20 protein-coding genes and 2 tRNA genes are annotated in these 24,080 nt (G+C 70.0%); 4 read left to right on the top strand and 18 right to left on the bottom strand.

Features of this window, described 5'->3' with window-relative positions; translation table 11 throughout:
* Positions 1–78: 78 nt before the first annotated feature.
* From mreD to ACZ3I3_RS10105, 7 genes are all read right to left on the bottom strand, one after another.
* Complete coding sequence (mreD, locus tag ACZ3I3_RS10135; RefSeq protein WP_307175164.1) at positions 79–750, bottom strand: rod shape-determining protein MreD; 672 nt, start codon at positions 748–750, stop codon at positions 79–81.
* Positions 751–763: 13 nt separating this feature from the next.
* Complete coding sequence (gene mreC, locus ACZ3I3_RS10130; protein WP_467364033.1) at positions 764–1,711, bottom strand: rod shape-determining protein MreC; 948 nt, start codon at positions 1,709–1,711, stop codon at positions 764–766.
* Between the two features lie 144 nt (positions 1,712–1,855).
* Positions 1,856–2,875, bottom strand: a complete 1,020-nt coding sequence (locus ACZ3I3_RS10125; RefSeq protein WP_006133575.1) for a rod shape-determining protein — start codon at positions 2,873–2,875, stop codon at positions 1,856–1,858.
* 266 nt (positions 2,876–3,141) lie between these two features.
* The gene (gene ndk / locus ACZ3I3_RS10120) at positions 3,142–3,555 is read right to left on the bottom strand and encodes a nucleoside-diphosphate kinase (protein ID WP_467364031.1); all 414 of its coding nucleotides are present in this window, start codon (positions 3,553–3,555) and stop codon (positions 3,142–3,144) included.
* Positions 3,556–3,620: 65 nt separating this feature from the next.
* A complete protein-coding gene (locus tag ACZ3I3_RS10115; RefSeq protein ID WP_193505189.1) occupies positions 3,621–3,977 on the bottom strand; it encodes a DUF4233 domain-containing protein in 357 nt (118 codons plus the stop codon).
* A gap of 4 nt (positions 3,978–3,981) precedes the next feature.
* A complete protein-coding gene (folC, locus tag ACZ3I3_RS10110) occupies positions 3,982–5,505 on the bottom strand; it encodes a bifunctional tetrahydrofolate synthase/dihydrofolate synthase (protein WP_467364029.1) in 1,524 nt (507 codons plus the stop codon).
* Between the two features lie 185 nt (positions 5,506–5,690).
* Positions 5,691–8,315: a valine--tRNA ligase gene (locus ACZ3I3_RS10105; protein WP_467364028.1), complete on the bottom strand. Its 2,625-nt coding sequence runs from the start codon at positions 8,313–8,315 to the stop codon at positions 5,691–5,693.
* Positions 8,316–8,453: 138 nt separating this feature from the next.
* Between ACZ3I3_RS10105 and ACZ3I3_RS10100 the strand changes: the two genes are divergently transcribed.
* Positions 8,454–9,407, top strand: a complete 954-nt coding sequence (locus ACZ3I3_RS10100) for a hypothetical protein (RefSeq protein WP_467364027.1) — start codon at positions 8,454–8,456, stop codon at positions 9,405–9,407.
* A 60-nt stretch (positions 9,408–9,467) separates the two neighbouring features.
* On the opposite strand, the gene clpX is transcribed toward ACZ3I3_RS10100, so the two are convergent.
* The 5 genes from clpX to ACZ3I3_RS10075 form a co-directional block, all read right to left on the bottom strand.
* Positions 9,468–10,754: an ATP-dependent Clp protease ATP-binding subunit ClpX gene (gene clpX, locus ACZ3I3_RS10095; protein ID WP_086603933.1), complete on the bottom strand. Its 1,287-nt coding sequence runs from the start codon at positions 10,752–10,754 to the stop codon at positions 9,468–9,470.
* A 182-nt stretch (positions 10,755–10,936) separates the two neighbouring features.
* A complete protein-coding gene (locus ACZ3I3_RS10090; RefSeq protein WP_467364026.1) occupies positions 10,937–11,644 on the bottom strand; it encodes an ATP-dependent Clp protease proteolytic subunit in 708 nt (235 codons plus the stop codon).
* A 109-nt stretch (positions 11,645–11,753) separates the two neighbouring features.
* Positions 11,754–12,359: an ATP-dependent Clp protease proteolytic subunit gene (locus tag ACZ3I3_RS10085; RefSeq protein WP_184993373.1), complete on the bottom strand. Its 606-nt coding sequence runs from the start codon at positions 12,357–12,359 to the stop codon at positions 11,754–11,756.
* A gap of 384 nt (positions 12,360–12,743) precedes the next feature.
* Positions 12,744–14,141: a trigger factor gene (gene tig / locus ACZ3I3_RS10080; RefSeq protein ID WP_467364025.1), complete on the bottom strand. Its 1,398-nt coding sequence runs from the start codon at positions 14,139–14,141 to the stop codon at positions 12,744–12,746.
* Positions 14,142–14,340: 199 nt separating this feature from the next.
* Positions 14,341–14,417: transfer RNA gene (locus ACZ3I3_RS10075), tRNA-Pro, on the bottom strand.
* A 165-nt stretch (positions 14,418–14,582) separates the two neighbouring features.
* Here ACZ3I3_RS10075 and ACZ3I3_RS10070 point away from each other — a divergent pair.
* A tRNA-Gly gene (locus tag ACZ3I3_RS10070) sits at positions 14,583–14,653 on the top strand.
* Between the two features lie 171 nt (positions 14,654–14,824).
* Here ACZ3I3_RS10070 and ACZ3I3_RS10065 read toward each other — a convergent pair.
* The 3 genes from ACZ3I3_RS10065 to ACZ3I3_RS10055 form a co-directional block, all read right to left on the bottom strand.
* The gene (locus ACZ3I3_RS10065) at positions 14,825–15,223 is read right to left on the bottom strand and encodes a squamosa promoter-binding protein 15 (protein ID WP_467364024.1); all 399 of its coding nucleotides are present in this window, start codon (positions 15,221–15,223) and stop codon (positions 14,825–14,827) included.
* Positions 15,224–15,233: 10 nt separating this feature from the next.
* A complete protein-coding gene (locus ACZ3I3_RS10060) occupies positions 15,234–17,675 on the bottom strand; it encodes a protein kinase domain-containing protein (protein WP_467364022.1) in 2,442 nt (813 codons plus the stop codon).
* A gap of 86 nt (positions 17,676–17,761) precedes the next feature.
* Positions 17,762–17,956: a hypothetical protein gene (locus ACZ3I3_RS10055; protein WP_003990237.1), complete on the bottom strand. Its 195-nt coding sequence runs from the start codon at positions 17,954–17,956 to the stop codon at positions 17,762–17,764.
* A 694-nt stretch (positions 17,957–18,650) separates the two neighbouring features.
* Here ACZ3I3_RS10055 and ACZ3I3_RS10050 point away from each other — a divergent pair.
* Positions 18,651–19,763, top strand: a complete 1,113-nt coding sequence (locus tag ACZ3I3_RS10050; protein WP_467364021.1) for an acyltransferase family protein — start codon at positions 18,651–18,653, stop codon at positions 19,761–19,763.
* A gap of 15 nt (positions 19,764–19,778) precedes the next feature.
* Here the strand turns inward: ACZ3I3_RS10050 and ACZ3I3_RS10045 are convergent, their stop codons facing one another.
* Together ACZ3I3_RS10045 and ACZ3I3_RS10040 are read right to left on the bottom strand one after the other, a co-directional pair.
* A complete protein-coding gene (locus tag ACZ3I3_RS10045) occupies positions 19,779–20,240 on the bottom strand; it encodes an HD domain-containing protein (protein WP_467364020.1) in 462 nt (153 codons plus the stop codon).
* A gap of 30 nt (positions 20,241–20,270) precedes the next feature.
* A complete protein-coding gene (locus ACZ3I3_RS10040) occupies positions 20,271–21,449 on the bottom strand; it encodes a PP2C family protein-serine/threonine phosphatase (protein ID WP_467364019.1) in 1,179 nt (392 codons plus the stop codon).
* Positions 21,450–21,610: 161 nt separating this feature from the next.
* Here ACZ3I3_RS10040 and ACZ3I3_RS10035 point away from each other — a divergent pair, with 161 nt between their 5' ends.
* Positions 21,611–22,870, top strand: coding sequence for a GNAT family N-acetyltransferase (locus tag ACZ3I3_RS10035; RefSeq protein ID WP_467364018.1), 1,260 nt, complete (start codon positions 21,611–21,613; stop codon positions 22,868–22,870).
* Between the two features lie 48 nt (positions 22,871–22,918).
* On the opposite strand, the gene ACZ3I3_RS10030 is transcribed toward ACZ3I3_RS10035, so the two are convergent.
* Positions 22,919–23,734: an Fpg/Nei family DNA glycosylase gene (locus tag ACZ3I3_RS10030; RefSeq protein WP_467364017.1), complete on the bottom strand. Its 816-nt coding sequence runs from the start codon at positions 23,732–23,734 to the stop codon at positions 22,919–22,921.
* Positions 23,735–24,080 lie beyond the last annotated feature (346 nt).

Here is a 24,080-nt window from a genome sequence, read left to right as displayed (position 1 = left end):
CGGTTACGAGTGAGGAACGACGGGCCCAGGAGCCGGCGTTCCTACCGGAGCGGCGCGTTCGGGTGAACTTTCCTGCGGTCACAGCCGCTTGACCCCCTTGATGCGCCCCGCCCGCGCCATCCGTGCCCGGGCCGCCTTCACGCGCAGCCCGTTCCGCTGGCTGCCGATCTTCAGGCCGGTGCCGCCGGAGAGCCAGCCGGAGGAGATGTCCGTGGCCTTGGCGCCGGAGCCGGTCTCGGCGAGCGGATCGTTCTCGGCGCGTCTGGCCAACGCCATCACCCCCGGCACCACGAACGGGGCGAGCAGCAGGTCGTACAGGGCGGCCGTGAACAGCAGGCTGCCCAGGCCCACATGGCGGGCGGCGGTGTCCCCGACGAGAGCACCGACCCCGGCGTACAGCAGGGTGGAGCCGAGGGCGGCGGCGACCACCACGACCATGGGGCCGGTCGCGGACTTCAGCTGGCCCGTCTCGGGCTTCACCAGGCCCGCGAGGTAGCCGATGACGCACAGCACGAGTGCGTAGCGCCCGGCGGCGTGGTCGGCCGGCGGGGCCAGATCGGCGAGCAGGCCCGCGCCGAAGCCGACGAGGGCGCCGCCCACATGGCCGTACACCAGGGCGAGGCCCAGGACGGTGAGGAGCATCAGGTCGGGCACGGCGCCCGGCAGGTGCAGGCGGGCGAGGACGCTCACCTGGATCACCAGGGCGACGACGACCAGGGCGGAGGAGAGCAGGATCCGGTTGACGCGCATGAGGTGACAGCTCCTACTGCTCTTGCTGGTTCTGGCCGTCTGCGGGGGCCTCGGCGGACGGCGTCACGGTCACCGTCACCGTCGGCCTCGGAGTCGGCTTCGGCTTGGGCGGGAGCACCGTGTCGCGCGGGTCCTTCTTCGGGGCCTCGACGACGACGCCGACGATGTCGAGCTTGCTGAAGGCGGCGTACGGCGTGACGTAGAGCGTGCGGGTCAGCCCGCCGCCGGACGGGTCGACGCGGGAGACCACACCGACGGGCACCCCGGGCACGAACGGCCGGTCGGCCTGCGAGCCGAAGGTGACCAGGCGATCGCCCTTCTTCACCTCCGCCTTGCCGTTGAGGAGTTCCACGCGCAGCGGGCGGTCGCCCTGCCCAGAGGCGAAGCCCAGCTCGTCGCTGGCCTCCATCCGGGTGCCGACCGTGAAGTCGGGGTCGCTGGCGAGCAGGACCGTGGCGGTGTTGGGCCCGACGGTGGTGACCCGGCCGACGAGCCCGTCCCCGTTCAGGACGGTCATGTCGCGTTTGATGCCGTCGTTGGCGCCGACGTCGATGGTGATGGTCCAGGAGAAGCCCTGCGCGGCCCCGATGGCGATGACCTCGGCGCCCTTGATTCCGTACTGGCCCTGGCCGGAGATCTTCAGCATCTTGTCGAGCTGCTTGAGGCGGCTGCGACCGCGGTCGTCGCTGCCGAGCCGCGCCTTCAGGGCCGCGTTCTCCTCTTCCAGCGCGGCGAGCCGGTCGTGCCGCTCACCGGATTCCCGGATGGCGGAGACCGCGTTGCCGACCGGGTCGACCGCGGCCGCCACACCGCTTTCGATCGGGCCGAAGACCGTCGCCGCGCCCTGCCGGGCACCGTCGACCGGGGAATCCTCCCCACCGCGAATGTCCACCGTGATCAACGCGAACGCGATGGCGATCAGCAGCACCAGGAGCAGCCGGCTCTCTCGTGTGTCCCTCACGTGCGGCGGCCGTGCCCTTCCTCATAGGAATTCGGGAAGCCCCAGGGAAACCCGAGGGGCTGCATTGTGGGAGCTTATGCATCTATATCAACGATCCGCCGTACGAGAGGAGATCGTCCCGTACGGCGGAATCGAAGAGTTACGTCATCTGCGCGGCTGGGCGTCCAGCACCTGCTGGAGCGCCTCGAACTCCTCGACGCACTTTCCGGAACCGAGCGCCACGCTGTCCAGGGGGTCCTCGGCGATATGGATCGGCATGCCGGTCTCCCGACGCAGCCGCTCGTCCAGGCCCCTCAGCAGCGCTCCGCCGCCGGTCAGAACGATTCCTCGGTCCATGATGTCGCCGGACAGCTCCGGCGGGCACTTGTCGAGGGTCGTCTTGACGGCGTCGACGATCGCGTTGACCGGCTCCTCGATCGCCTTGCGGACCTCCGCGGCGGAGATCACTACGGTCTTCGGCAGCCCGGAGACCAGGTCCCGGCCGCGGATTTCGGTGTGCTCGTCGGTGTCCAGGTCGTACGCAGAACCGATCGTGATCTTGATCTGCTCGGCCGTGCGCTCACCCAGCAGGAGGGAGTACTCCTTCTTGATGTGCTGGATGATCGCGTTGTCCAGCTCGTCGCCCGCGACACGGATGGACTGGGCGGTGACGATGCCGCCGAGGGAGATGACCGCGACCTCCGTGGTGCCGCCGCCGATGTCGACCACCATGTTGCCCGTGGCCTCGTGGACCGGCAGGCCGGAGCCGATGGCAGCGGCCATGGGCTCCTCGATGATGTGCACCTGGCGGGCGCCGGCCTGGGACGACGCCTCGATGACGGCCCGGCGCTCGACGCCCGTGATGCCCGAGGGCACACAGACGACGACCCGCGGACGAGCCAGATACCGCCGCTTGTGGATCTTCAGAATGAAGTAGCGGAGCATCCGCTCGGTGATCTCGAAGTCGGCGATCACACCGTCCTTCAGCGGACGAACGGCAACGATGTTGCCGGGCGTGCGCCCGATCATCTTCTTCGCTTCGGCACCGACCGCGAGGATGCCACCGGTGTTGGTGTTGATCGCGACGACGGACGGCTCGTTGAGTACGATCCCGCGACCCCTGACGTACACCAGCGTGTTGGCGGTCCCGAGGTCGACAGCCATGTCACGGCCGATGAACGACATTGAGTTCCCCATCAGGATTCGTCTGGCCTTCCCACTAGCTTTTGAGGGCTTTTCAGGTAGGCAAAGGTGGGTGCTGTGACGTGAAGGCTTCCATCGTAGACGCGCCTTCGCGAACACTGCGGGAGGGTCTCCGCCATTGTCAGCAGATGCCGCAGGGGTTCGCTTGTGGAGACGGGCGTTCGGGGACCATCGTTCCCTCGATCGCCACGCATATGCCAGAAAAGTCCGGGAGCCGTGGCTCCCAGACTTCCTCTCACCGTTTCGTCTTAGGCGCGACCCGGGAAGAAGATCTTCACTTCCCGCTCGGCGGACTCCTCCGAGTCGGAGGCGTGGATCAGGTTCTCCCGGACGATGACGCCGTAGTCGCCGCGGATGGAGCCGGGGGCCGCGGCGATCGGGTCGGTCGGGCCGGCCAGCTGGCGCACGCCCTCGATGACCCGCTCGCCCTCGACGATCATCGCCACGACCGGGCCGGAGGCCATGAACTCCACCAGCGGCTCGTAGAAGGGCTTGCCCTTGTGCTCGCCGTAGTGCTGCTCCAGCGTGTCCTGGTCCAGGGTGCGCAGCTCCAGCGCGGTGATCGCCCAGCCCGCCTTGCGCTCGATGCGGCTGATGATCTCGCCGGTCAGGCCGCGACGGACGGCGTCGGGCTTGAGGAGGACGAGGGTGCGCTGGCTCACGACGGGCTCCTTATGTATCAAGGTTGTGCGGTGGAACGAGATTACCCGGCGTGTCGGGGAGCCTGTTACGCAGCGTCAGGTGTGGAGGAGCCGGATTGGGCCGCGAATCTCGCCTTCGCCTCGTCCACCTTCCGCCCGTAGTGCACGGACGCCCACCACAGGGCCGCGAAGACCACGCCCAGGAAGAACATCATCGGCACGGCGAAGCCCGACGCGATGAGCGCGATCTGCAACGCCCAGCCGAGCGCGACCCCGCCCGGGCGCGTCACCAGACCGCACAGCACCAGGCACAGGAACATCGCGACACCGCTGACCGTCCACACGGTCGTCATGGACAGGTCGGGATCCTTCATGGCGACCAGACCGGCGAAGCCGATGATGAAGAACTCGCCGATCAGGGTCGAAGAACAGAGCGTACGCACGGTCTCAGCCCTTCCCCAGGAGCAGTCGGGCCTCGCCGACGGTGATGACGGAACCGGTGACGAGCACACCGCCACCCGCGAACTCGCCCTCCTCCTCGGCCAGCGTGATCGCGGCCTCCAGCGCGTCGGGCAGCCGCGGCTCGACCTGGACGCGTTCCTCGCCGAACACCTCGACGGCGATACCCGCCAGCTCGTCGGCGTCCATCGCGCGGTGACTGGAGTTCTGCGTGACCACGATCTCGGCGAACACCGGCTCGAAGGCCTCCAGCAGCCCCCGCACGTTCTTGTCACCGCTCGCGCCGACGACACCGATGAGCCGGCTGAACTGGAAGGCCTCACCGATGGCCTCGGCCGCCGCCCGGGCGCCCGCCGGGTTGTGGGCGGCGTCGAGCACGACGGTCGGGGAACGCCGCACGACCTCCAGCCGGCCCGGCGAGGCGACGGCGGCGAACGCCTTGCGGACCGTGTCGAAGTCGAGCGGCTCGGCCCGCTGCGCGCCGACGCCGAAGAACGCCTCGACGGCGGCGAGCGCGACGGCCGCGTTGTGCGCCTGGTGCGCGCCGTGCAGCGGCAGGTACACCTCCGGGTACTCGCCGCCCAGGCCGCGCAGAGTCAGCAGTTGACCGCCGACGGCCACCTGCCGCTCCACGACACCGAACTCCAGGCCCTCCCGGGCCACCGTCGCGTCCACCTCGACGGCCCTCTTCAGCAGCACCTGCGCCGCGTCGACCGGCTGCTGCGCCAGAATCACCGTCGCGCCCTGCTTGACGATGCCGGCCTTCTCGGCGGCGATCTCCGCGTGCGTGGTGCCGAGCCGGTCGGTGTGGTCGAGGTCTATGGGCGTGACGACGGCGACGTCGGCGTCGATCACGTTCGTGGCGTCCCAGGAGCCGCCCATGCCGACCTCGACGACGGCGACGTCCGCGGGCGCGTCGGCGAACGCCGCGTACGCCATGCCGGTGAGCACCTCGAAGAAGGACAGCCGGTACTCCTGCGACGCGTCGACCATCTCCACGTACGGCTTGATGTCCTGGTACGTCTCGATGAACCGCTCGGGCGCGATGGGAGCGCCGTCGAGGCTGATGCGCTCGGTGATCGACTGCACGTGGGGCGAGGTGTAGCGGCCGGTCCGCAGCTCGAAGGCGCCGAGCAGGGCCTCGATCATGCGGGCCGTGGAGGTCTTGCCGTTGGTCCCCGTGATGTGGATCGACGGGTACGCCCGCTGCGGCTCCCCCAGCACGTCCATCAGCGCGGCGATCCGGCTGACGGAGGGCTCCAGCTTGGTCTCGCCCCAGCGGGTGGCGAGCTCCGCCTCGACCTCGCGCAGGGCCTTGTCGACCTCGGGGTCGGCGGGCCGGGTCGGGATGTCGGCGTCGGGCGGGCCGCCCTGGGTGCGCAGCGTTCGGCTGCCGGCCTCGATGACCGCGAGGTCGGGATCGCGGGTGGTCTCCTCCGCGATGATCTCGTCGAAGGTGTTGAGGGGGTCGGGCTGGTCGTCGGCGTTGTGGTCTGGAGGGAGCTCGCTCACGGGGCCAGTCTACGGAGCGGCGGTGACATCGGTCGGGGGTGGTTTGTGTCGTCCGGTGTCTGCGGGTCTGTGGGGGCTTGTCGCGCAGTTCCCCGCGCCCCCAAAAAACAGGTCCGTGCCCCTGAGCCACGTCAGAGGCCCCCGGGCCTGACAGCTCCGGGGGCCTCCACGACCGTGCGAACGGGCTACGCCTGCGGCAGCCTCTCCAGCTGCGCCTGGATCCGGGCGATGTCCTCCTCCGCCTTGGCCAGGCGGGTGCGGATCTTGTCCACGACATGGTCGGGGGCCTTCGCCAGGAACGCCTCGTTGCCGAGCTTGGCGTTCGCCTGGGACTTCTCCTTCTCCGCCGCCGCGAGGTCCTTCGCGAGGCGCTTGCGCTCCGCCGCCACGTCGATCGTGCCGGAGAGGTCGAGGGCGACCTCCGCGCCCGCGACCGGCAGAGTCGCCGTGGCCGTGAAGGCGTCGCCCTCCGGCTGGAGCCGGAGCAGCTGGCGGATGGCGGCCTCGTGCGCCGCGAACGGCGTGCCGTCCAGGGTCAGCCGGGCCGGGACGCGCTGGCCGGGCTGGAGGCCCTGGTCGGCGCGGAAGCGGCGGACCTCGGTGATAACCGACTGGAGGCTCTCGATCTCACGCTCGGCGTCGGCGTCCCGGAAGCCACTGTCCTTCGGCCAGTCGGCGATGACGACCGACTCGCCGCCGGTGAGGGTGGTCCACAGCGTCTCGGTGACGAACGGGACCACCGGGTGCAGCAGCTTCAGCGTGACGTCGAGGACCTCACCGAGGACGCGCTTGCTGACCTCGGCCGCCTCGCCGCCCGCCTGGAACGTCGTCTTGGACAGCTCGACGTACCAGTCGAAGACCTCGTCCCACGCGAAGTGGAACAGGGAGTCGGACAGCTTCGCGAACTGGTAGTCGTCGTAGAACGCGTCGACTTCCGCGACGACCGTGTTCAGGCGGGAGAGGATCCAGCGGTCCGTCGAGGACATCTTCGACGGGTCCGGCAGCGGGCCGTCCACCGTCGCGCCGTTCATCATCGCGAAGCGCGTCGCGTTCCAGATCTTGTTGGCGAAGTTGCGCGAGCCCTGGACCCAGTCCTCGCCGATCGGGACGTCGACACCCGGGTTGGCGCCACGGGCGAGGGTGAAGCGCAGGGCGTCGCTGCCGTACTTGTCCATCCAGTCCAGCGGGTTGACCGCGTTGCCGAAGGACTTCGACATCTTCTTGCCGAACTGGTCGCGGACCATGCCGTGCAGGGCGATGGTGTGGAACGGCGGGGTGCCGTCCATCGCGTACAGGCCGAACATCATCATCCGGGCGACCCAGAAGAAGAGGATGTCGTAGCCGGTGACCAGGACCGAGTTCGGGTAGAACTTCGCGAGCGACTCGGTCTGTTCGGGCCACCCCAGCGTGGAGAACGGCCACAGGCCGGAGGAGAACCAGGTGTCGAGGACGTCGGTGTCCTGACGCCAGCCCTCGCCGCTCGGCGGCTCCTCGTCGGGGCCGACGCAGACGACCTCGCCGTTCGGGCCGTACCAGACCGGGATGCGGTGGCCCCACCACAACTGCCGCGAGATGCACCAGTCGTGGAGGTTGTCGACCCAGTCGAAGTAGCGCTTCTCCATCTCCTGCGGATGGATCTTGACCCGGCCGTCGCGGACCGCGTCACCGGCGGCCTTCGCGAGCGGGCCGACCTTGACCCACCACTGCATGGACAGGCGCGGCTCGATCGTCGTCTTGCAGCGCGAGCAGTGGCCGACCGAGTGGACGTAGGGCCGCTTCTCGGCGACGATCCGGCCTTCGGCGCGCAGGGCCGCGACGATCGCCGACCGCGCTTCCAGCCGGTCCTGGCCCTGGAAGGGGCCGTGGGCGGTGATGACCGCGTGCTCGTCCATGATCGTCAGGGCCGGGAGGTCGTGACGCTGGCCGATCTCGAAGTCGTTCGGGTCGTGGGCCGGGGTGACCTTGACGGCACCCGTGCCGAACTCGGGGTCGACGTGCTCGTCGGCGACGACCGGGATGGAGCGGTCGGTCAGCGGCAGCTTGACCAGCTTGCCGATCAGGTGCTTGTAGCGCTCGTCCTCGGGGTGAACGGCGACGGCCGTGTCACCGAGCATGGTCTCGGCGCGGGTGGTGGCGACGACGATGGTGTCGTCCCCGTCGCCGTACTTCATGGAGACGAGCTCGCCGTCGTCGTCCTGGTACTCCACCTCGATGTCCGAGATGGCGGTCAGGCAGCGCGGACACCAGTTGATGATGCGCTCGGCGCGGTAGATCAGCTCGTCGTCGTAGAGGCGCTTGAAGATGGTCTGGACGGCCTGGGACAGGCCCTCGTCCATGGTGAACCGCTCACGCGACCAGGCGACGCCGTCTCCCAGGCGCCGCATCTGTCCGCTGATCTGCCCGCCGGACTCGCCCTTCCACTGCCAGACGCGCTCGACGAAGGCCTCACGGCCCAGGTCGTGCCGGGACTTGTTCTCCTTCGCGAGCTCCCGCTCGACGACGTTCTGCGTGGCGATACCGGCGTGGTCCATGCCGGGCTGCCACAGCGTCTCGTAGCCCTGCATCCGCTTACGGCGGGTCAGGGCGTCGATGAGCGTGTGCTCGAAGGCGTGCCCGAGGTGCAGGCTGCCCGTGACGTTCGGCGGCGGGATGACGATCGTGTAGGGCGGCTTGTCGCTCTTCTCGTCCGCCTCGAAGTAACCCCGCTCTACCCAGCGCTCGTACAGCGGCCCCTCTACGTCGGCCGGCGCGTACTGGGTCGGCAGGTCGGTGCTGGGCGCTGGTGGCTGCTGCTGAGCGTTCTCGGTCACGGGGGTCAGTTTAGGGGTGTCACCACCCCGTCCCGAAACGCGTTTCCTTTGTAACGGTGGGGGCCCCGATGCCATGCACACGGCGGGTCTGCGCCAGGATGTCTCGAACGCATAAGCATCTGGAGGGGAACCCAGAACATGAGCTACAACCAGCCGGGCCCGTACGGCGGGCAGCCCCAGCAGCCCGGACCGTACGGCCAGCCGGGCCCCTACGGCCAGCCGCCGCAGGCCCCCCAGCCCGGCTACGGCTACCCCCAGCAGGCCCCTCCTCCCCAGCCCGGCTACGGCTACCCGCAGCAGCCCCCGCAGGGCGTCCCGCCCCAGCAGGCGCCCTACGGCCAGCAGCCCCCGTACGGCCAGCAGCCGCCCTACGGCCAGGCCCCGTACGGCGTCCCCCAGCCCCCGGCCCCGGGCGGCGGCAAGAAGAAGACGGGCATCATCATCGGCGCGGTCGCGGTGGTCGCGGCGATCGCCGTGGGCGCGTACTTCGTGATCGGCGGGGGCGGTGGCGGCCTGGAGGACGACGGGCCGCACAAGCTCACGACGCCGGCGACCGTGCTCAGCGACTACAAGCGCACCACGAAGGACGGGCAGACTGCCGGCGACGACTTGACGGCGGAGCTGGAGACGAGCGGCGTCAAGAACGCCAAGTCCACGGCGGGCCTGTACAACACGGTCGACCTGAGCGACTACGACCCCGACGATCCGGCGTCCGCGGCGAAGATGGCGACGGCCAAGACCCTTTCCGTGGCCGGTGCCTACGGTGAGATCTCCGACCCGGAGGCGACTCTGGACCTGTTCTTCGCCAACTTCAAGAAGTCGGCCGAGAAGGAGTCCTCCACCGGGTCCGGCAAGCCCGAACTGATCGGCGAGCCCGAGGCGGCCGACCTCGACGGCGCGGTCATGAAGTGCCAGTCGGTCAAGGGGCAGAACCGGGCGACCCAGAAGGAGCAGACCAACTGGTTCTGCGCGTGGGCCGACTACAGCACGATCGCCATCGTGTCGCCGGGTGACGCGGCGCAGGACGTCACCAAGGACGTGGCGATCGACCTCACCACCAAGGCCCGCGGCGAAGTCCGCGTCAAGGCCTGACACCGGCAACGACGAAGGCGCCCAGCAGAAGTGCTGGGCGCCTTCGCGTGCAGTGAGTGACTAGGCCGTCTTCTGCTCCCCCGGCCCCCGCCCCCGCGCATCCCGCGGAATCAGCGTCGGGTTGACGTTCGACTGAACGACGTCCGCCGTGATGACGACCCGGGCCACGTCCTTGCGGGACGGGACCTCGTACATCACGCCCTGGAGGACTTCCTCCATGATGGCGCGCAGGCCTCGCGCGCCGGTCTGGCGGAGGATGGCCTGGTCGGCGATGGCTTCGAGGGCCTCGCGCTCGAAGTCCAGCTCCACGCCGTCGAGTTCGAAGAGGCGCTGGTACTGCTTGACGAGCGCGTTGCGCGGCTCGACGAGGATCTGGAGCAGGGCCTCGCGGTCGAGGTTGTGGACCGAGGTGATGACCGGCAGGCGGCCGATGAACTCGGGGATCATGCCGAACTTGACCAGGTCCTCCGGCATGACCTCCTGGAACTGGTCCTTGGACTCCATCTCGCGCTTGGAGCGGATCTGCGCGCCGAAGCCGATGCCCTTGGCGCCGGCGCGGGACTCGATGATCTTCTCCAGGCCCGCGAAGGCACCGCCCACGATGAACAGCACGTTCGTCGTGTCGATCTGGATGAACTCCTGGTGCGGGTGCTTGCGGCCGCCCTGCGGCGGGACGGAGGCCGTGGTGCCCTCGAGGATCTTGAGGAGGGCCTGCTGTACGCCCTCCCCGCTCACGTCGCGCGTGATCGAGGGGTTTTCACTCTTCCTCGCGACCTTGTCGATCTCGTCGATGTAGATGATCCCGGTCTCGGCCTTCTTGACGTCGTAGTCGGCGGCCTGGATCAGCTTGAGCAGGATGTTCTCGACGTCCTCGCCGACGTAGCCGGCCTCCGTGAGGGCCGTGGCGTCGGCGATCGCGAAGGGGACGTTCAGCATCCGCGCGAGGGTCTGCGCGAGGAGGGTCTTGCCGGAGCCCGTGGGGCCGAGGAGGAGGATGTTGGACTTCGCCAGCTCGATGGCGTCGTCGCGGCCGCTCCCCCCGCCGTTCTCACCGGCCTGGACCCGCTTGTAGTGGTTGTAGACCGCGACGGAGAGGGCCTTCTTGGCGGCCTCCTGGCCGACCACGTAGCCCTCGAGGAACTCGTAGATCTCGCGGGGCTTCGGGAGCTCCTCCCAGCGGACCTCGCTGGTCTCCGCCAGCTCTTCCTCGATGATCTCGTTGCAGAGGTCGATGCACTCGTCGCAGATGTACACACCGGGCCCTGCGATGAGCTTCTTGACCTGCTTCTGGCTCTTGCCGCAGAACGAGCACTTGAGCAGATCGCCGCCGTCACCGATGCGTGCCACGGTGTGCTTCCCCTTCGCCTGGGAGACTCCTGGACGCCTACGTCCAAGCGGACTCCTGGTGCTGCCTTATGTCCGACGGTACCTTGCCGGGCCCCTCGTTCGGGCCCCCCTTGGCGCGGTTCACTTTGACGTGGACCGTCCGAAACCGTGCCAAGGGGCGGCAGACGATACAGCCTCTCGCCTCAGCGCAGGCTCGAGTTGTCCATCTTCCGGGTGGAGATGACCTGATCGATCAGGCCGTAGCTCAGCGCGTCCTCGGCCGTGAGGATCTTGTCGCGCTCGATGTCCTCGCGGATCTTCTCGATGTTCTGGGTCGAGTGCTTGGCCAGCATCTCCTCCAGCTGCGTACGCATGCGGAGGATCTCGTTGGCGGCGATCTCCAGGTCGGACACCTGGCCGCGGCCCGTCTCGCTGTAGGGCTGGTGGATCAGCACGCGCGCGTTCGGCAGGGCCATGCGCTTGCCCGGCGTACCGGCGGCCAGCAGGACGGCGGCGGCGGAGGCCGCCTGGCCCATGCAGACCGTCTGGATGTCCGGCTTCACGTACTGCATCGTGTCGTAGATCGCCGTGAGCGCCGTGAAGGAGCCGCCGGGGCTGTTGATGTAGACCGAGATGTCACGGTCGGGGTCCATCGACTCCAGGCACAACAGCTGCGCCATGACGTCGTTGGCGGAGGCGTCGTCGATCTGAACGCCGAGGAAGATCACGCGCTCCTCGAAGAGCTTCGCGTACGGGTCGTACTCGCGGATGCCCTGGGAGGTGCGCTCGACGAAGCGCGGGATGATGTAGCGGGACTCGGCCTGCGGGCCGGTGTACTCGCCCTGAGCGGCGCGCATGTCCTGCGCGGCGTGCATACGGTCGTAGATCCCGCTGCCGGGGAACTGGTTCACGGTGTCTCCTGAAAAGGGCTGAGGCGGTCGGCTGGGGCTGTCTGGGGTCTCGGGGGCCCGGGAGGGCTCCGTGGGCCTCACGGGGCGCCACAGGCCCCGTGGGGACCTCTCAGGCCCCGGTGCCGCCGCCGCCCGGCATGCCGGCGGCCGTGGGCATGACGTCGTCGATGAGGCCGTACTCCTTGGCCTCGAAGGCGTCGAACCAGCGGTCGCGGTCCGAGTCGCGGGTGATCTGCTCGACCGACTGCCCCGTGTGCTGGGCGGTGAGCTCGGCCATGCGCTTCTTGGTGTGCAGCAGCCGCTCGGCGTGGATCTTGATGTCCGAGGCCGAGCCCGCCAGGCCGGCGGAGGGCTGGTGGATGAGGATCTCGGCGTTCGGCAGCGCGAAGCGCTTGCCCGGGGTGCCGGCGCTGAGCAGGAACTGTCCCATCGAGGCCGCGAGGCCCATGGCGATCGTCACCACGTCGTTCTTGATGTACTGCATGGTGTCGTAGATCGCCATGCCGGCCGTGATCGAACCGCCGGGGCTGTTGATGTACAGGTAAATGTCCTTGTCCGGTTCGGCGGCAAGGAGCAGCAGCTGTGCGGTGATCTTGTTCGCGATGTCGTCGTCGACCGGCTGGCCGAGGAAGATGATCCGCTCGTTGAGCAGCCGGTTGTAGACCTGGTCGCCGAGGCCACCACCGATGGAAGGCTCGCCGGCGGCTGAAGGCATCAGATTCGTCACGTATCCACCTGCTCGTCTTACGACGGCGCCGGGCCGTCTTCACGTGTTCCCTGCGGGGCGGGAGCCGTATCGGAGACTCCACTGCCCTGGTATTCATGGACCCTAACGCGCGGGTCCCTTCGGGGAATCCCGGAGATGGGAGTGTTCGCCGGGGGCGTAGCGCGGCGGGCTCCGCCGGTGGGGCCGTGCCGTCTCGTCGGGGGGTGGTCCCGCCGTCGCCGGACCGCGGGTGCGTCGTGGTTGCTCGCGCCCACGCGGCGGAGCCGCATATCGATACAGCCCCGCGCCCCTTGAGGACGCTGCCCGCCGGCAGATCAAGAAGGCCCTGGGGCGTGCCCCAGGGCCTTCTCACGGACTCACGACAACCGGGGGTCAGCCCTCGGTCTTCTCCTCGGCGGTCTCGGCCGGGGTCTCCTCGGCGGAGGCCTCCGTGGCCTGGGCCTCGGACTCCTCCTCCTCCTCGTCGTCGAGGTCGATGATCTCGCCGTTGGTGTCCTTGACCGTGGCCTTCTCGACCACGACGGCCAGGGCCTTGCCGCGGGCGACCTCGCCGACCAGGAGCGGAACCTGGCCGCCCTCGACGACCGCCTGGGCGAACTGGTCGGGGGACATGCCGGAGGAAGCGGCACGCCGCATGAGGTGCTCGGTGAGCTCCTCCTGGTTGACGTTGAGCTTCTCCTGCTTGACGAGCTCGTCGAGGACGAACTGGGTCTTGATGCCCTTGACCGCGGCCTCGCGGGTCTCGGTCTCGAACTCCTCCTCGCTCTTGCCCTGGATCTCCAGGTACTTCGGGAGGTCGAGGCCCATCTGGCCGAGCTGGTGGTGCTCCAGGTTGTGCTTGCGCGTGTTGACCTCGTCCTCGAGCAGCTTCTCGGGGACGGGGACCTCGACCAGCTCGAGCAGCTTCTCCAGGACGCGCTCCTGGGCCTGCGTGGCCTGGTCGTACTGCTTCATGTTCTCCAGGCGCTTGCGGCTGTCGGCGCGCAGCTCCTCGATGGTGTCGAACTCGGAGGCGAGCTGCGCGAACTCGTCGTCCAGCTCGGGCAGTTCACGCTTGGCGACCTGGGTGACCTTGACGGTGACCTCGGCCTCTTTGCCGGCGGCGGAGCCGCCCTTGAGCTCGGAGGTGAAGGTGGCCTCGCCACCGGCCTCCAGGCCCTTCACGGCGTCGTCGATGCCGTCCAGCAGTTCGCCGGAGCCGATGGTGTAGGAAACGCCGCTCGCGACGCCGTCCTCGAGGACCTCGCCCTCGACCTTGGCCTCCAGGTCGATCGTCACGACGTCGCCGTCCTCGGCGGCACGCTCGACCGGGGCGGTGGTGGCGAAGCGCTCACGGAGCTCCTCGACCGCCTTGTCGACGTCCTCCTCGGTGACCTCGACGGCGTCGACCTCGACCTCGATGCCGGAGTAGTCCGGGATCTCGATCGCGGGGCGGATGTCGACCTCGGCGGTGAAGTTCAGCGTCTCGCCGTCCTTCAGCTCCGTGATGTCGACCTCCGGCTGGCCCAGGGGGCTCAGCTCGGCCTCGTTGACGGCGTCGGTGTAGAACTTCGGCAGCGCGTCGTTGACGGCCTCCTCCAGCACCGCACCGCGGCCGAACCGCTGGTCGATGACCCGGGCCGGGACCTTGCCCTTGCGGAAGCCCTTCACCGTGACCTGCTGGTTGATCTTCTTGTACGCCGCGTCGAGGCTGTCCTTGAGCTCCTCGAAGGGCACCTCGACAGTGAGCCGAACCCGAGTCGGGTTCAGGGTCTCCACGGCGCTCTTCACGGTTCGGTCTCCTTGTGGCTGACTTCTTGGGTTCTGCCGGTGCCAGAGCGGCCCGGCGGATTTCGCCGCCCGGAGGACTTCGACTTCAGACGATGAGACACACGGGCGTGCAGCTTGCATAGTAACGGCAGCGACTACACCGCCCAAAAGGCGATCAGGCGAATGATCAGGAGACGATCACGCGAGGTGATCGGCCGGCTGGTCGGGGTGGCGGGATTTGAACCCACGGCCTTCCGCTCCCAAAGCGGACGCGCTACCAAGCTGCGCCACACCCCGTCTGGTGCGACACGTAGGGTACATGCCGCCAGGCGCTGTGGCCGCCGCATTTCCACAGGGCCCTGTGCCGCGTCGGCCACGGCGGGAATGCGGTGTGCGACGGACGGGGCCGACCCGCTACGATGCCTTCAGTGCCGCGGTCGCCCGACCTGCGGCGCGCGCTGTGCGGGCGTAGCTCAATGGTAGAGCCCTAGTCTTCCAAACTAGCTACGCGGGTTCGATTCCCGTCGCCCGCTCTCTACGGCTCAGGGCCGGGTCGGAGGATCATTCCTCCGACCCGGCCCTGATCTACGACCGGACTCGTCGTCGACCACGAGCGCGAGGCGTGCGTGTCGTCCCGCTGGCGCAGGTGGATCTCGCGCACGTGACAGATGACGGGGAGTCGCCGGCCTTCGCCCCTCCCGCGATCAGGACAGGTAGAAGCCCGCGTCCTCTTCGGACGGTGCCAGGGGCGCGTACTGCCTCAGTTCGCCGCCCCGGATCATCCACAGGCGGAAGAACGATTCCTCCTGGTCCATGACGAAGAGCTGCACCACGTTCGGCTCCCGCCAGGGCGTCTCGGCGACCCGTTTCCTGAGGGCGTCGAGGTCGCAGTGGTTGAGGGCTCCCGCCCACACCCGGCACTCGGGCCACTTCCAGCCACCCCATCCGGGGCGCTGGTCGGTGAGAAGGTTGAGGCCGCCGACGCCGGAGGCGTCCGGCTGTCCGCGGCGCGGTGCCTCTTCGCTCAGCCAGGCGCTCAGCGCCTCGACGTTCGCCCGATCGGCGTCGTCGGCCGAGATCATCACGTTGGCAACCCAGCTCATGACCTTCGTTCTATCCCGCCGGCGCTCGACCGGTCGAGCGATTTCGGCCTGATCCGGTGGACGGGGTGCGCAGGTCCCGTACGTCGACGGTGTAGACCGAGCGCTCGCCGTAGGGGACGTACAGGGCGTCGCCGACCAGGGTGAGGGGGGCGCCGGAGGCGTTGTCGGTCCGGCCGCCGTCGTCGCGGCCGGGGCGGGTGCCTTCGACCTTGCCGGTGACGGCGTCCAGGGCGGCCACCCGGCCGCTGGGGGACGCGACGTACACGTGGGTGGCGGAGGCGGCCGGGGGGCCCGGCCGTTCCACGGTGGAACTGGTGTCCCACAGGGTCCGGCCGGTGCGCGGCGAGACCGCGCTGACGCCGCCGCTGGTGCGGGTGAAGTAGACGGTTCCGCGGACCAGGTACGCGCCGGACGCGTCGGACTGCTCGGCCGGGACCCGTACGGCGGTGAGCGCGCGGGTGGAGACGTCGATCAGGGTGAGGCCGCTGCCCGGCGCGATCGCGTCCGCGAGCACCAGGCGGTCGCCGTCCTGGCCGAGGACGTCCGGGGCGCCCTTCGCCTGGACCGTCCAGTTCGGTTTGCCGGTCGCCGCGTCGAGCCGGGTGACGCTGGTCCGGGCGGTGCCCTTGTCCCACCGGCCGGTCGTGCAGAGCAGGTAGGCGTGCTCGGCCGCGGCGCGCAGCCGGCAGTCGTCCGCGGCCTGGGGCTTCGGGCGCTTCCAGCGGACCCTGCCGGTGTCGGCGTCGAGCAGGGCGTACTGCTCGCCCTGGTCGCCGTACGCCGTGATGACGCCTTCGGGGACGGCTGTGGCGCCGCCCTGCTCGCCGTCGGGCACGCTCGCCGTCTGGCCGTCGCCCGTCCGGGTCCGCCAGAGCACCTTGCCGGTGTCGGCGGCCAGGGCGGCGACCGTGTAGGTGAACAGCGGGCCGCCGCCGCCCGGCGACTGTCGCTCGTCAGCCTGGTAGGCGTAGACGCGTCCGCCGTCCGTGCCGATGATCGCGCCCTCGTCGAAGGAGGAGCCGTCCGGCGCGGTGGGGTCGACGAACCGGGACCAGGTGTTGTGGCCCTCGGCGAGGTCGAAGCGCGTCGCCATGATCTGAGCGCCGGCGCACACCAGGGACGGGCCCACGGAGGCGCAGCGCTGGAAGGAGGAGTCGCGGCCCCGTGCACGCCCGGCCCATGACGGGGTCTCGGCCTTCGCTGTCCAGGGCTTCCAGCCGGCGGGGAGGTCGGCGGGCTTCGCGGTGGACGAGGGGGCGGGGTCGCCGCCGCGCGCGCGGACGACGGTGGTGGTGACGACCCCGGCGAGTACGGCGGTCAGGGCGGCTGAGACGAGCAGGAGGCGGCGGCGTCTGCGGTGGCCGTCGGGGCGTGGGGGATCGGGTGTCGGGGGTGGCGTCGGCGTGTGCGGCGGGGTGGGCGTGTGCGGTGGGGTGGGTGTTGGCGTCCCGGTCGTGTCGCGCGGTCGTTCATGTCGCTCGGCGTCCGCCTCGGCGGCCAGGGGGTGCCGGGCTTCGTCCTGCCCGGCGGCGCGTGCCGTGTCGGGACGTACCGTCCCGGCGGGCTCGGTCGGCCGTGCGGCCGGTCCCGGGAGCAAGGGCCGGGGTGCGCCGGTGATGGGCGGGGCGTGGCCGGCGGGGGCGCCGTCCTCGCGGAGGAGGGTGAGCAGGGCGTCCGCAGTGGGGCGGGACTTGTGGTGCTTTTGCAGGCAGAGGCGGATGAAGGGGAGCAGTTCGTCCGGTACGCCGGACAGTTCCGGCTCGCCCTCGACGACGCGGAGAGCCGTCTCGTAGGGGCTCGGGCTGTCGAAGGGGCCGCGGCGGGTCGCGGCGTGGGTGAGGACCGAGCCGAGGGAGAAGATGTCGGCGGCCGGGCCGACGTCCTGGGGGGACGCGAACTGTTCCGGGGACATGAAGGGCGGTGTCCCCATGACCCGGCCGGTCTGGGTGAGGACGTCCGAGGCGGCGAACTCGGCGGCGCGGGAGATGCCGAAGTCGATGACGCGGGGGCCGTCGTCGGCGAGCATCACGTTGGCCGGCTTCAGATCGCGGTGGACGACTCCGGCGCGGTGCATGTCGCGCAGCGCCTCGGCGAGGCCGGCGGCGAGTTCGCGCAGGCGGGGCGGGGGAAGCGGGCCGTGCTCGCGGACGTGGGTGCCGAGGTCGGCGCCCGGGATGTAGAGCGTGGCCATCCAGGGGCGCGGCGCGTCGGCGTCCGCGTCGACGACGGGGGCCGTGAAGGCTCCGCTGACCTGGCGGGCGGCGGCCACCTCGCGGCGGAAACGGGCGCGGAACTCGTCGTCGTCGGCGTACTGGCCGTGCACGACCTTGAGGGCGAGGGGCCGGCCGGAGGCCGAACGGGCCAGGTAGACCACGCCCATGCCGCCGGAGCCGAGGCGGTCCTCGATGCGGTAGCCGCCCACCTCGGCCGGGTCCAAGTCGCGCAGCGCCATCCCCGTACGTTCCCCCCGTCACGCACCGCCCCCTGGTCGGGAAGGAGCGTATCCGCACGTACTCCGGGACGGCGGCAACGGCCCGGTCAGAAGCTGATGGAGTTGATGGTCTCCGCTATCGAGTTGAGGAATCGCTGGATGTCGTCGGCCATACCGGTCGAGGCGAGGAAGAAGCCGAAGAGGACCGCCACGATCGCTGGGCCTGCCTTGATGGATCCCCCTCTCAGCAACACCACAAGGATGATCGCCAACAGCAGCACCACAGACAGTGAAATGGCCACAACTGATCACACCCTCGGTCGGTCCGCTCTCCCGGCCCGGGACGCGACCACGCGCACCCCGCCAGAACCATCGTGCCACCAACCAGGCCGGGCTATGCGGATCGTGACGCATCGACCACCGCACGCGTGTCCGGGCCGGTGCGCGGCCCCTGCGCCCGGGGACCGAACGGCAGGGACTCGTACGGGAATTCGAGGCACCACCCGCACAGGGAATTCGACGGAATCGTTTCCATGCCCACACAACGCGTTCGCAGCTAATTCGAATTGCCCCCGCAAGTTCTCAACGACCCTGCGGCCAAGCTCCGGAGAGGCACGGAAGGGGACATTCCACCGGAGTCGCCTGCTGGTCTTATGGGTCGTTTAGTCCGGAAGTGTCATGACAAGCAGGGCGGGGTGCGATGGACACAGTCCGGCGCGGGACGATGTGTTGGCCATCACTCTCGCAAGGACGTCAACTCCCCGAAATCCGGGGTACCCACAGCGAATAGCCAGGATTCACATCCGGCGTTTTACGAATAGCCGCAGGGAACGCTAGGGTGCCTCAGATGTTCCACGCTGCCTCGTCCCCCGCAAGCGCAGCGAGGTCCCGGATCGTCTCCCCGAGCTCCTGGTGGGAGGGTCTGTGACGAACTCGCTGCGACCGAACGGCGACCGCAGGGCGCCACTTCCCCCGGCACAGTCCTCTGCCGACGGAGTGCCGAGCCCGCGCTCGCCGCAGAGCCCCCAGAAGAAGCAGAACGGCAAGCAGCGCGACGCCTTCTTCGACAACGCCAAGTACCTCGCGATCGTGCTGGTCGCCATGGGCCACGCCTGGGAACCGCTCAAGGGCGACAGCCGGATACTCGAGGCCGCGTACCAGGTCGTCTACGCCTTCCACATGCCGGCGTTCATCATCATCTCCGGCTACTTCTCGCGCAGCTTCGACATGCGGCCCGACCGGCTCAAGCGCCTGATCACCGGTGTGGCCGTGCCGTACATCCTCTTCGAGACGGCCTACCCCCTCTTCAAGCGGTGGATCGACAACGACCCGCACCAGGACATCAGCCTTCTCGACCCCTGGTACCTGACCTGGTTCCTGGTCGCGCTGTTCATCTGGCGGCTGACCACGCCCATCTGGAAGATCGCGCGCTGGCCGCTGCCGCTCGCGCTCGGCCTCGCGATGCTCGCGACCGTCTCCCCGGAGATCGGTGACGACCTCGACCTCCAGCGGGTCCTGCAGTTCCTGCCGTTCTTCGTGCTGGGCCTGGTGATGAAGCCCGAGCACTTCCACATGGTGCGCCGCCGTTCCGTGCGGATCGCCTCGGTGCCCGTCTTCGCCGCCGCGCTGGCCTTCAGCTGGTGGGCCGTGCCGCGCATGAACACCGCCTGGTTCTACCACCGGGACGCCGCGCAGGAGCTGGGCGCGCCGTGGTGGACCGGCCCGGTCATGGTGCTCGCGATGTTCGGCTGCTCCCTGGTGCTGACCGCCTGCTTCTTCGCCTGGGTGCCGCGCCGCCACATGTGGTTCACCGCGCTCGGCGCCGGCACGCTCTACGGCTACCTGCTGCACGGCTTCCTGGTGAAGGCCGGCGACTACCAGGGCTGGTTCGAGCCGGCGTGGATGCACCGGCCGCTCGGTGAGATCGCCGCGACCGTCGCCGCGGCCGCCGTGGTGACGGTGCTGTGCACCAAGCCGGTGCGGCGGGTCTTCCGGTTCGCCATGGAGCCGAAGATGGAGTGGGCCTTCAAGCGGGACGCGGCCGAGGTCGCCCGCGAGCGCCAGGGCGCCGAGCGGCGCGAGCGCGAGCGCGAGAAGGTCAACGCCTGACGTTCCTGCCCCGGTTCATCCGACGAGACCGAGAAGTGCGCGCATCCGCGTGTACTTCTCGGTCAGTCGTTTGCGGGTGGCCTCGTCGAGGACCGCGAGGCGTGCCGGGTCCGCGTTGTGCGCCAGGTCCGACTCCTTCACCAGCAGCGCACCGGGCGTGGCGAGGACGCGCGCGGCGTACGCCTCGGGCGGCTCCCCGGCCCGCTTGGTGACCGCCAGGACGATGTCCTTGGTACGGCTGCTCAGCGCGGCCTCGCGCAGCCACCCGGGGGAGAGCGCGTCGTCCTCGACGGCGTCGTGCAGCCAGGCCGCCGCGATCTGCTCCTCGTCGCCGCCCCGCGCCCGTACGCCCTCCGCGACGGCCTGGAGATGCTCCGCGTAGGGCCGTCCGGCCTTGTCGGTCTGGCCGGCGTGCGCGGCGCGTGCGGTGGCCTCGACCTCGGCCAGGGTCAGCGGGGTGCGGGGTGTCTCGGTCACGGCTCCAGTGTGCACCCGCAGCAGCGCACTTCAGCGGGCCGCGGCGGCCGTCGGGCCCTCCCGGCAGATCAGCAGCAGCGCCCGGTCGTCGTTGACGTCCTTGGCCACCGCCTCGATGAGGTGCCAGGCGGCGCCGTGGAAGCCGCCCGCCACGTACCGGTCGGCCTCGCCGGTGAGACGGTCGATGCCCTCGACGATGTCGCGGTCGGAGGTCTCCACCAGGCCGTCCGTGAACAGCATCAGCACGTCACCGGGGCGGAGCGAGCCCTTCACCGGGTCGAACTGGGCGCCGTCGTACACACCGAGGAGCGGGCCCTCGGCCGTCTTCTCCTCCCAGCGGCCGCTGCCCGCGCTGAGCTGGAGGCCCGGCGGGTGGCCGGCGGAGTAGAGCTCGTAGTCGCCGGAGTCCAGGTCGAGGACCAGGTGGATGGAGGTCGCGAAGCCCTCGTCCCAGTCCTGGCGGAGCAGGTAGCCGTTCGCCGCCGGCAGGAAGGCGTGCGGGGGCAGCGAGCCCAGGAGGCCGCCGAACGCGCCGGACAGGAGCAGCGCGCGGGAGCCCGCGTCCATGCCCTTGCCGGAGACGTCGGTGAGGACGACCTCGAGCGTACGGCCGCCGTTGGTGCGGGCCGCCACCACGAAGTCGCCCGAGAAGGACTGGCCGCCCGCCGGGCGCAGCGCCATCTCCCGGTGCCAGCCGTCCGGCAGGCCGGGCAGCTTGCTCTGCACCCGGATGCGTTCGCGCAGGTCGAAGAGCATGGTGCCGCCGCGCCGCCAGGGCACACCGACCCGGCTGCGGAACTGCGCCAGCAGCAGCCCGAAGAAACCGCAGGCCGCGACCACCAGCACCACGCCCGGGGTGACCCTGGACGGGCCCTCGGTGTAGGGGCCGAGCCGCACCGACTCCACGATCAGCGCCGTGGCCGCCGCCGCGTACAGGCCGAGCAGGCTCGCCGGGCGCAGCACCAGGCCGCCCACGACGACCGGCAGGACCAGCGCGGCCGGCGAGAACCACACCGAGTTCGCGAGCGTCGCCGCCGCGATCAGCGGCACCAGCAGGAGCAGGCCGGCCAGGGCGATCCAGTCCGAGCCGTCGCCGCGGAAGTAGTCCACGGCGGATCGGCGCATGCCGACGCGGGCCCGGTGCCACTGCTTCTTCAACCGGGCCGTGAACGTCTCGGCTTCCGCGCGCCGCTCTCGTCCTGCTGCCATTAGTTCGGGACCCTATCCATCGGACCGGCCACTTGGCACGGGAGGTCCTACTTGTCCCCCGTCCGAGGGCCGACTTCCCAGTGAACTTCACGGTGCGCCGCCTGTCGCCGGCCGGGCGAAATTCCCTCGCCCGTCCCGCATTGCCCTGGTAGGCATGGGCCATGGTGACTGACACGACCGGCCCTGCGGCGACCCTGCGGGTGCTTCGGCGGGACGACTGGGACAAGTGGTACGACACCCTCATCCGCGCCTTCGGCGGAGTGCCCGAGTCCGCCGAGGAGCGGGAGTTGTGGGACTCGCTGACCGAGTGCGACCGCTCGCTCGGTGTCTGGGACGGGGACGCCTGTGTGGGGACGGCGGGGGCGTTCTCCTTCCGGCTCACCGTGCCCGGCGGGGCCTCGGTGCCGGCCGCGGGCGTCACGATGGTGAGCGTGGCCGCCACGCACCGCCGGCGCGGTGTCCTGACGTCGATGATGCGGCGGCAGTTGGACGACGTCCGTGCGTGGGGTGAGCCGCTGGCCGTGCTCACGGCCTCCGAGCCGGCGATCTACGGCCGGTTCGGATACGGCGCGGCCACCTTCCAGTTGAACGCCGAGATCGACACGAGCCGGGTGCGGCTGGCCTCGCTGCCGGCGGGCACGGACGACGTGCGTCTGCGCTACGCCGATCCCGCAGAGGTCGTCGACGTGTGCGAGGCCGTGTACGCGCAACTGGTGCCGTCGCGGCCGGGGATGCTGGCGCGGCAGCCCGGCTGGGAGCGGCTCGGGGTGCTCGATCCGGAGAGCGGGCGGGACGGGGCGTCGCCGCTCCAGTGCGTCCTCGCCGAGCGGGACGGGGAGACGGTCGGGTACGCGCGGTACCGCGTCAAGCCGAGCTGGGGGCCCGCCGGGGCCAACGGCAGTGTGATCGTGGAGAACTCGGCCGCGCTGGATCCCGCGGCGGACGCGGCGCTGCTGCGGTTCCTGTTCGGCATCGATCTGACGTCGACGGTGGTGATGCGGGGGCGGCCGGTCGACGACGCGTGGCAGTACCTGGTGTCCGACATACGGCGGTGTCAGCCGCGGTTGCGGGATTCGCTGTACGTACGGCCGGTGGATGTCGGGGCCGCGCTGGAGGCACGGACGTTTCAGACGCCGGTGGACGTGGTGTTCGAGGTGGAGGACGCGTTCTGTCCCTGGAACGCCGGGCGTTGGCGGCTCAGCGGGGATGCGAAGGGGGCGTCCTGCGAGCGTACGGCGGATGCGGCGGATGTCGCGCTGTCCGTGCGGGAGTTGGGGGCGGCGTATCTCGGTGGGGTGAGCCTCGGGGCGTTGGGGGCGGCGGGGCGTGTGCGGGAGGTACGGCGGGGGGCCTTGGCGGAGGCGTCACTGGCGTTCGGGAGCGGCGGGGTGGCGGCGCCGTGGTTGCCGCACGGATTCTGAAATCGGGGGGTTTTCAGGGGCGTTGGGTTTTTAGGGGCGTTGGGTTTTTCAGGGGCGTTGGCAGGTCGGGCACCAGAAGAGGTTGCGGGCGGCGAGATCGGCGGTGCGGATCTCGCCGCCGCAGATGTGGCAGGGCTGGTTGGCCCTGCGGTAGACGTACACCTCGCCGCCGTGGTCGTCCACGCGGGGTGGGCGGCCCATCGCCTCCGGGGTGTGTTCCGGGCGGACCGTGTCGATGCGGTTGTTGCGGACGCCCTCGTGCATGAGCTCGACCAGGTCGGTCCAGATCGCGTGCCACTCCGGCGGGGTGATGTCCTTGCCGGGGCGGTACGGGTCGATGCGGTGCCGGAAGAGGACCTCCGCGCGGTAGACGTTTCCCACGCCGGCGATGACCTTCTGGTCCATGAGCAGGGCGGCGATGGTCGTACGGCTGCGGGAGACACGGCGGTACGCGGTGTCCGGGTCGGCGTCGTCGCGGAGGGGGTCGGGGCCGAGGCGGTCGTGTATCGCCTGCTTCTCCGGGGGTGTGATCAGGGCGCAGGTGGTGGGGCCGCGGAGGTCGACGCAGGTGGTGTCGTTCGCGAGGCGGAGGCGGATCGTGTCGGTGGGCGGGGGTGCGGGGGCGGGGGCGCGGGTGAAGGTGACCTTGCCGAAGAGGCCGAGGTGGATGTGGATCCAGTCGGTGGTGCGGAAGCCGAGGAAGAGGTGTTTGCCGTGGGCTTCCGTGTGGGTGAGTTCCGTGCCGGTGAGGAGGGTGGCGGCGTCGGTGAACTTGCCCTGGGGGCTGGTGAGGAGGGGGGTTGTGCCGAGGAAGGCGGTGGCGTAGTCGTGGGCCAGTCGGTGGATGGTGTGGCCTTCTGGCACGGGTGCCTCCTGTGATGTCTTACGGGTTTTCCCACCCGCCCGCCCGAAGCGGTTCGTCGAGGGCTCGAGTCGAAAAGCCCCGGGGCTCCGCCCCGGACCCCGGTCGGGAGGTCTCCCACCCGCCCGCCCGAAGCAGTTCCTCAAGAGGCTGAGGCCGAAAAGCCCCGGGGCTCCGCCCCGGACCCCGGCCGGGAGGTCTCCCACCCGCCCACCCGAAGCAGTTCCTCAAGAGGCTGAGGTCGAAAAGCCCCGGGGCTCCGCCCCGGACCCCGGCGGGGACTGCGTCCCCTGCACCCCTCGCGGGGCTCCGCCCCTGCACCCCGAAAAGGGGGTGCGCCCCTCGTTC

This window comes from Streptomyces sp. NPDC016851 (assembly GCF_055562795.1).
Note: the sequence above shows the minus strand (reverse complement) of the source record. Positions and strands in the feature narration are given on the sequence as shown.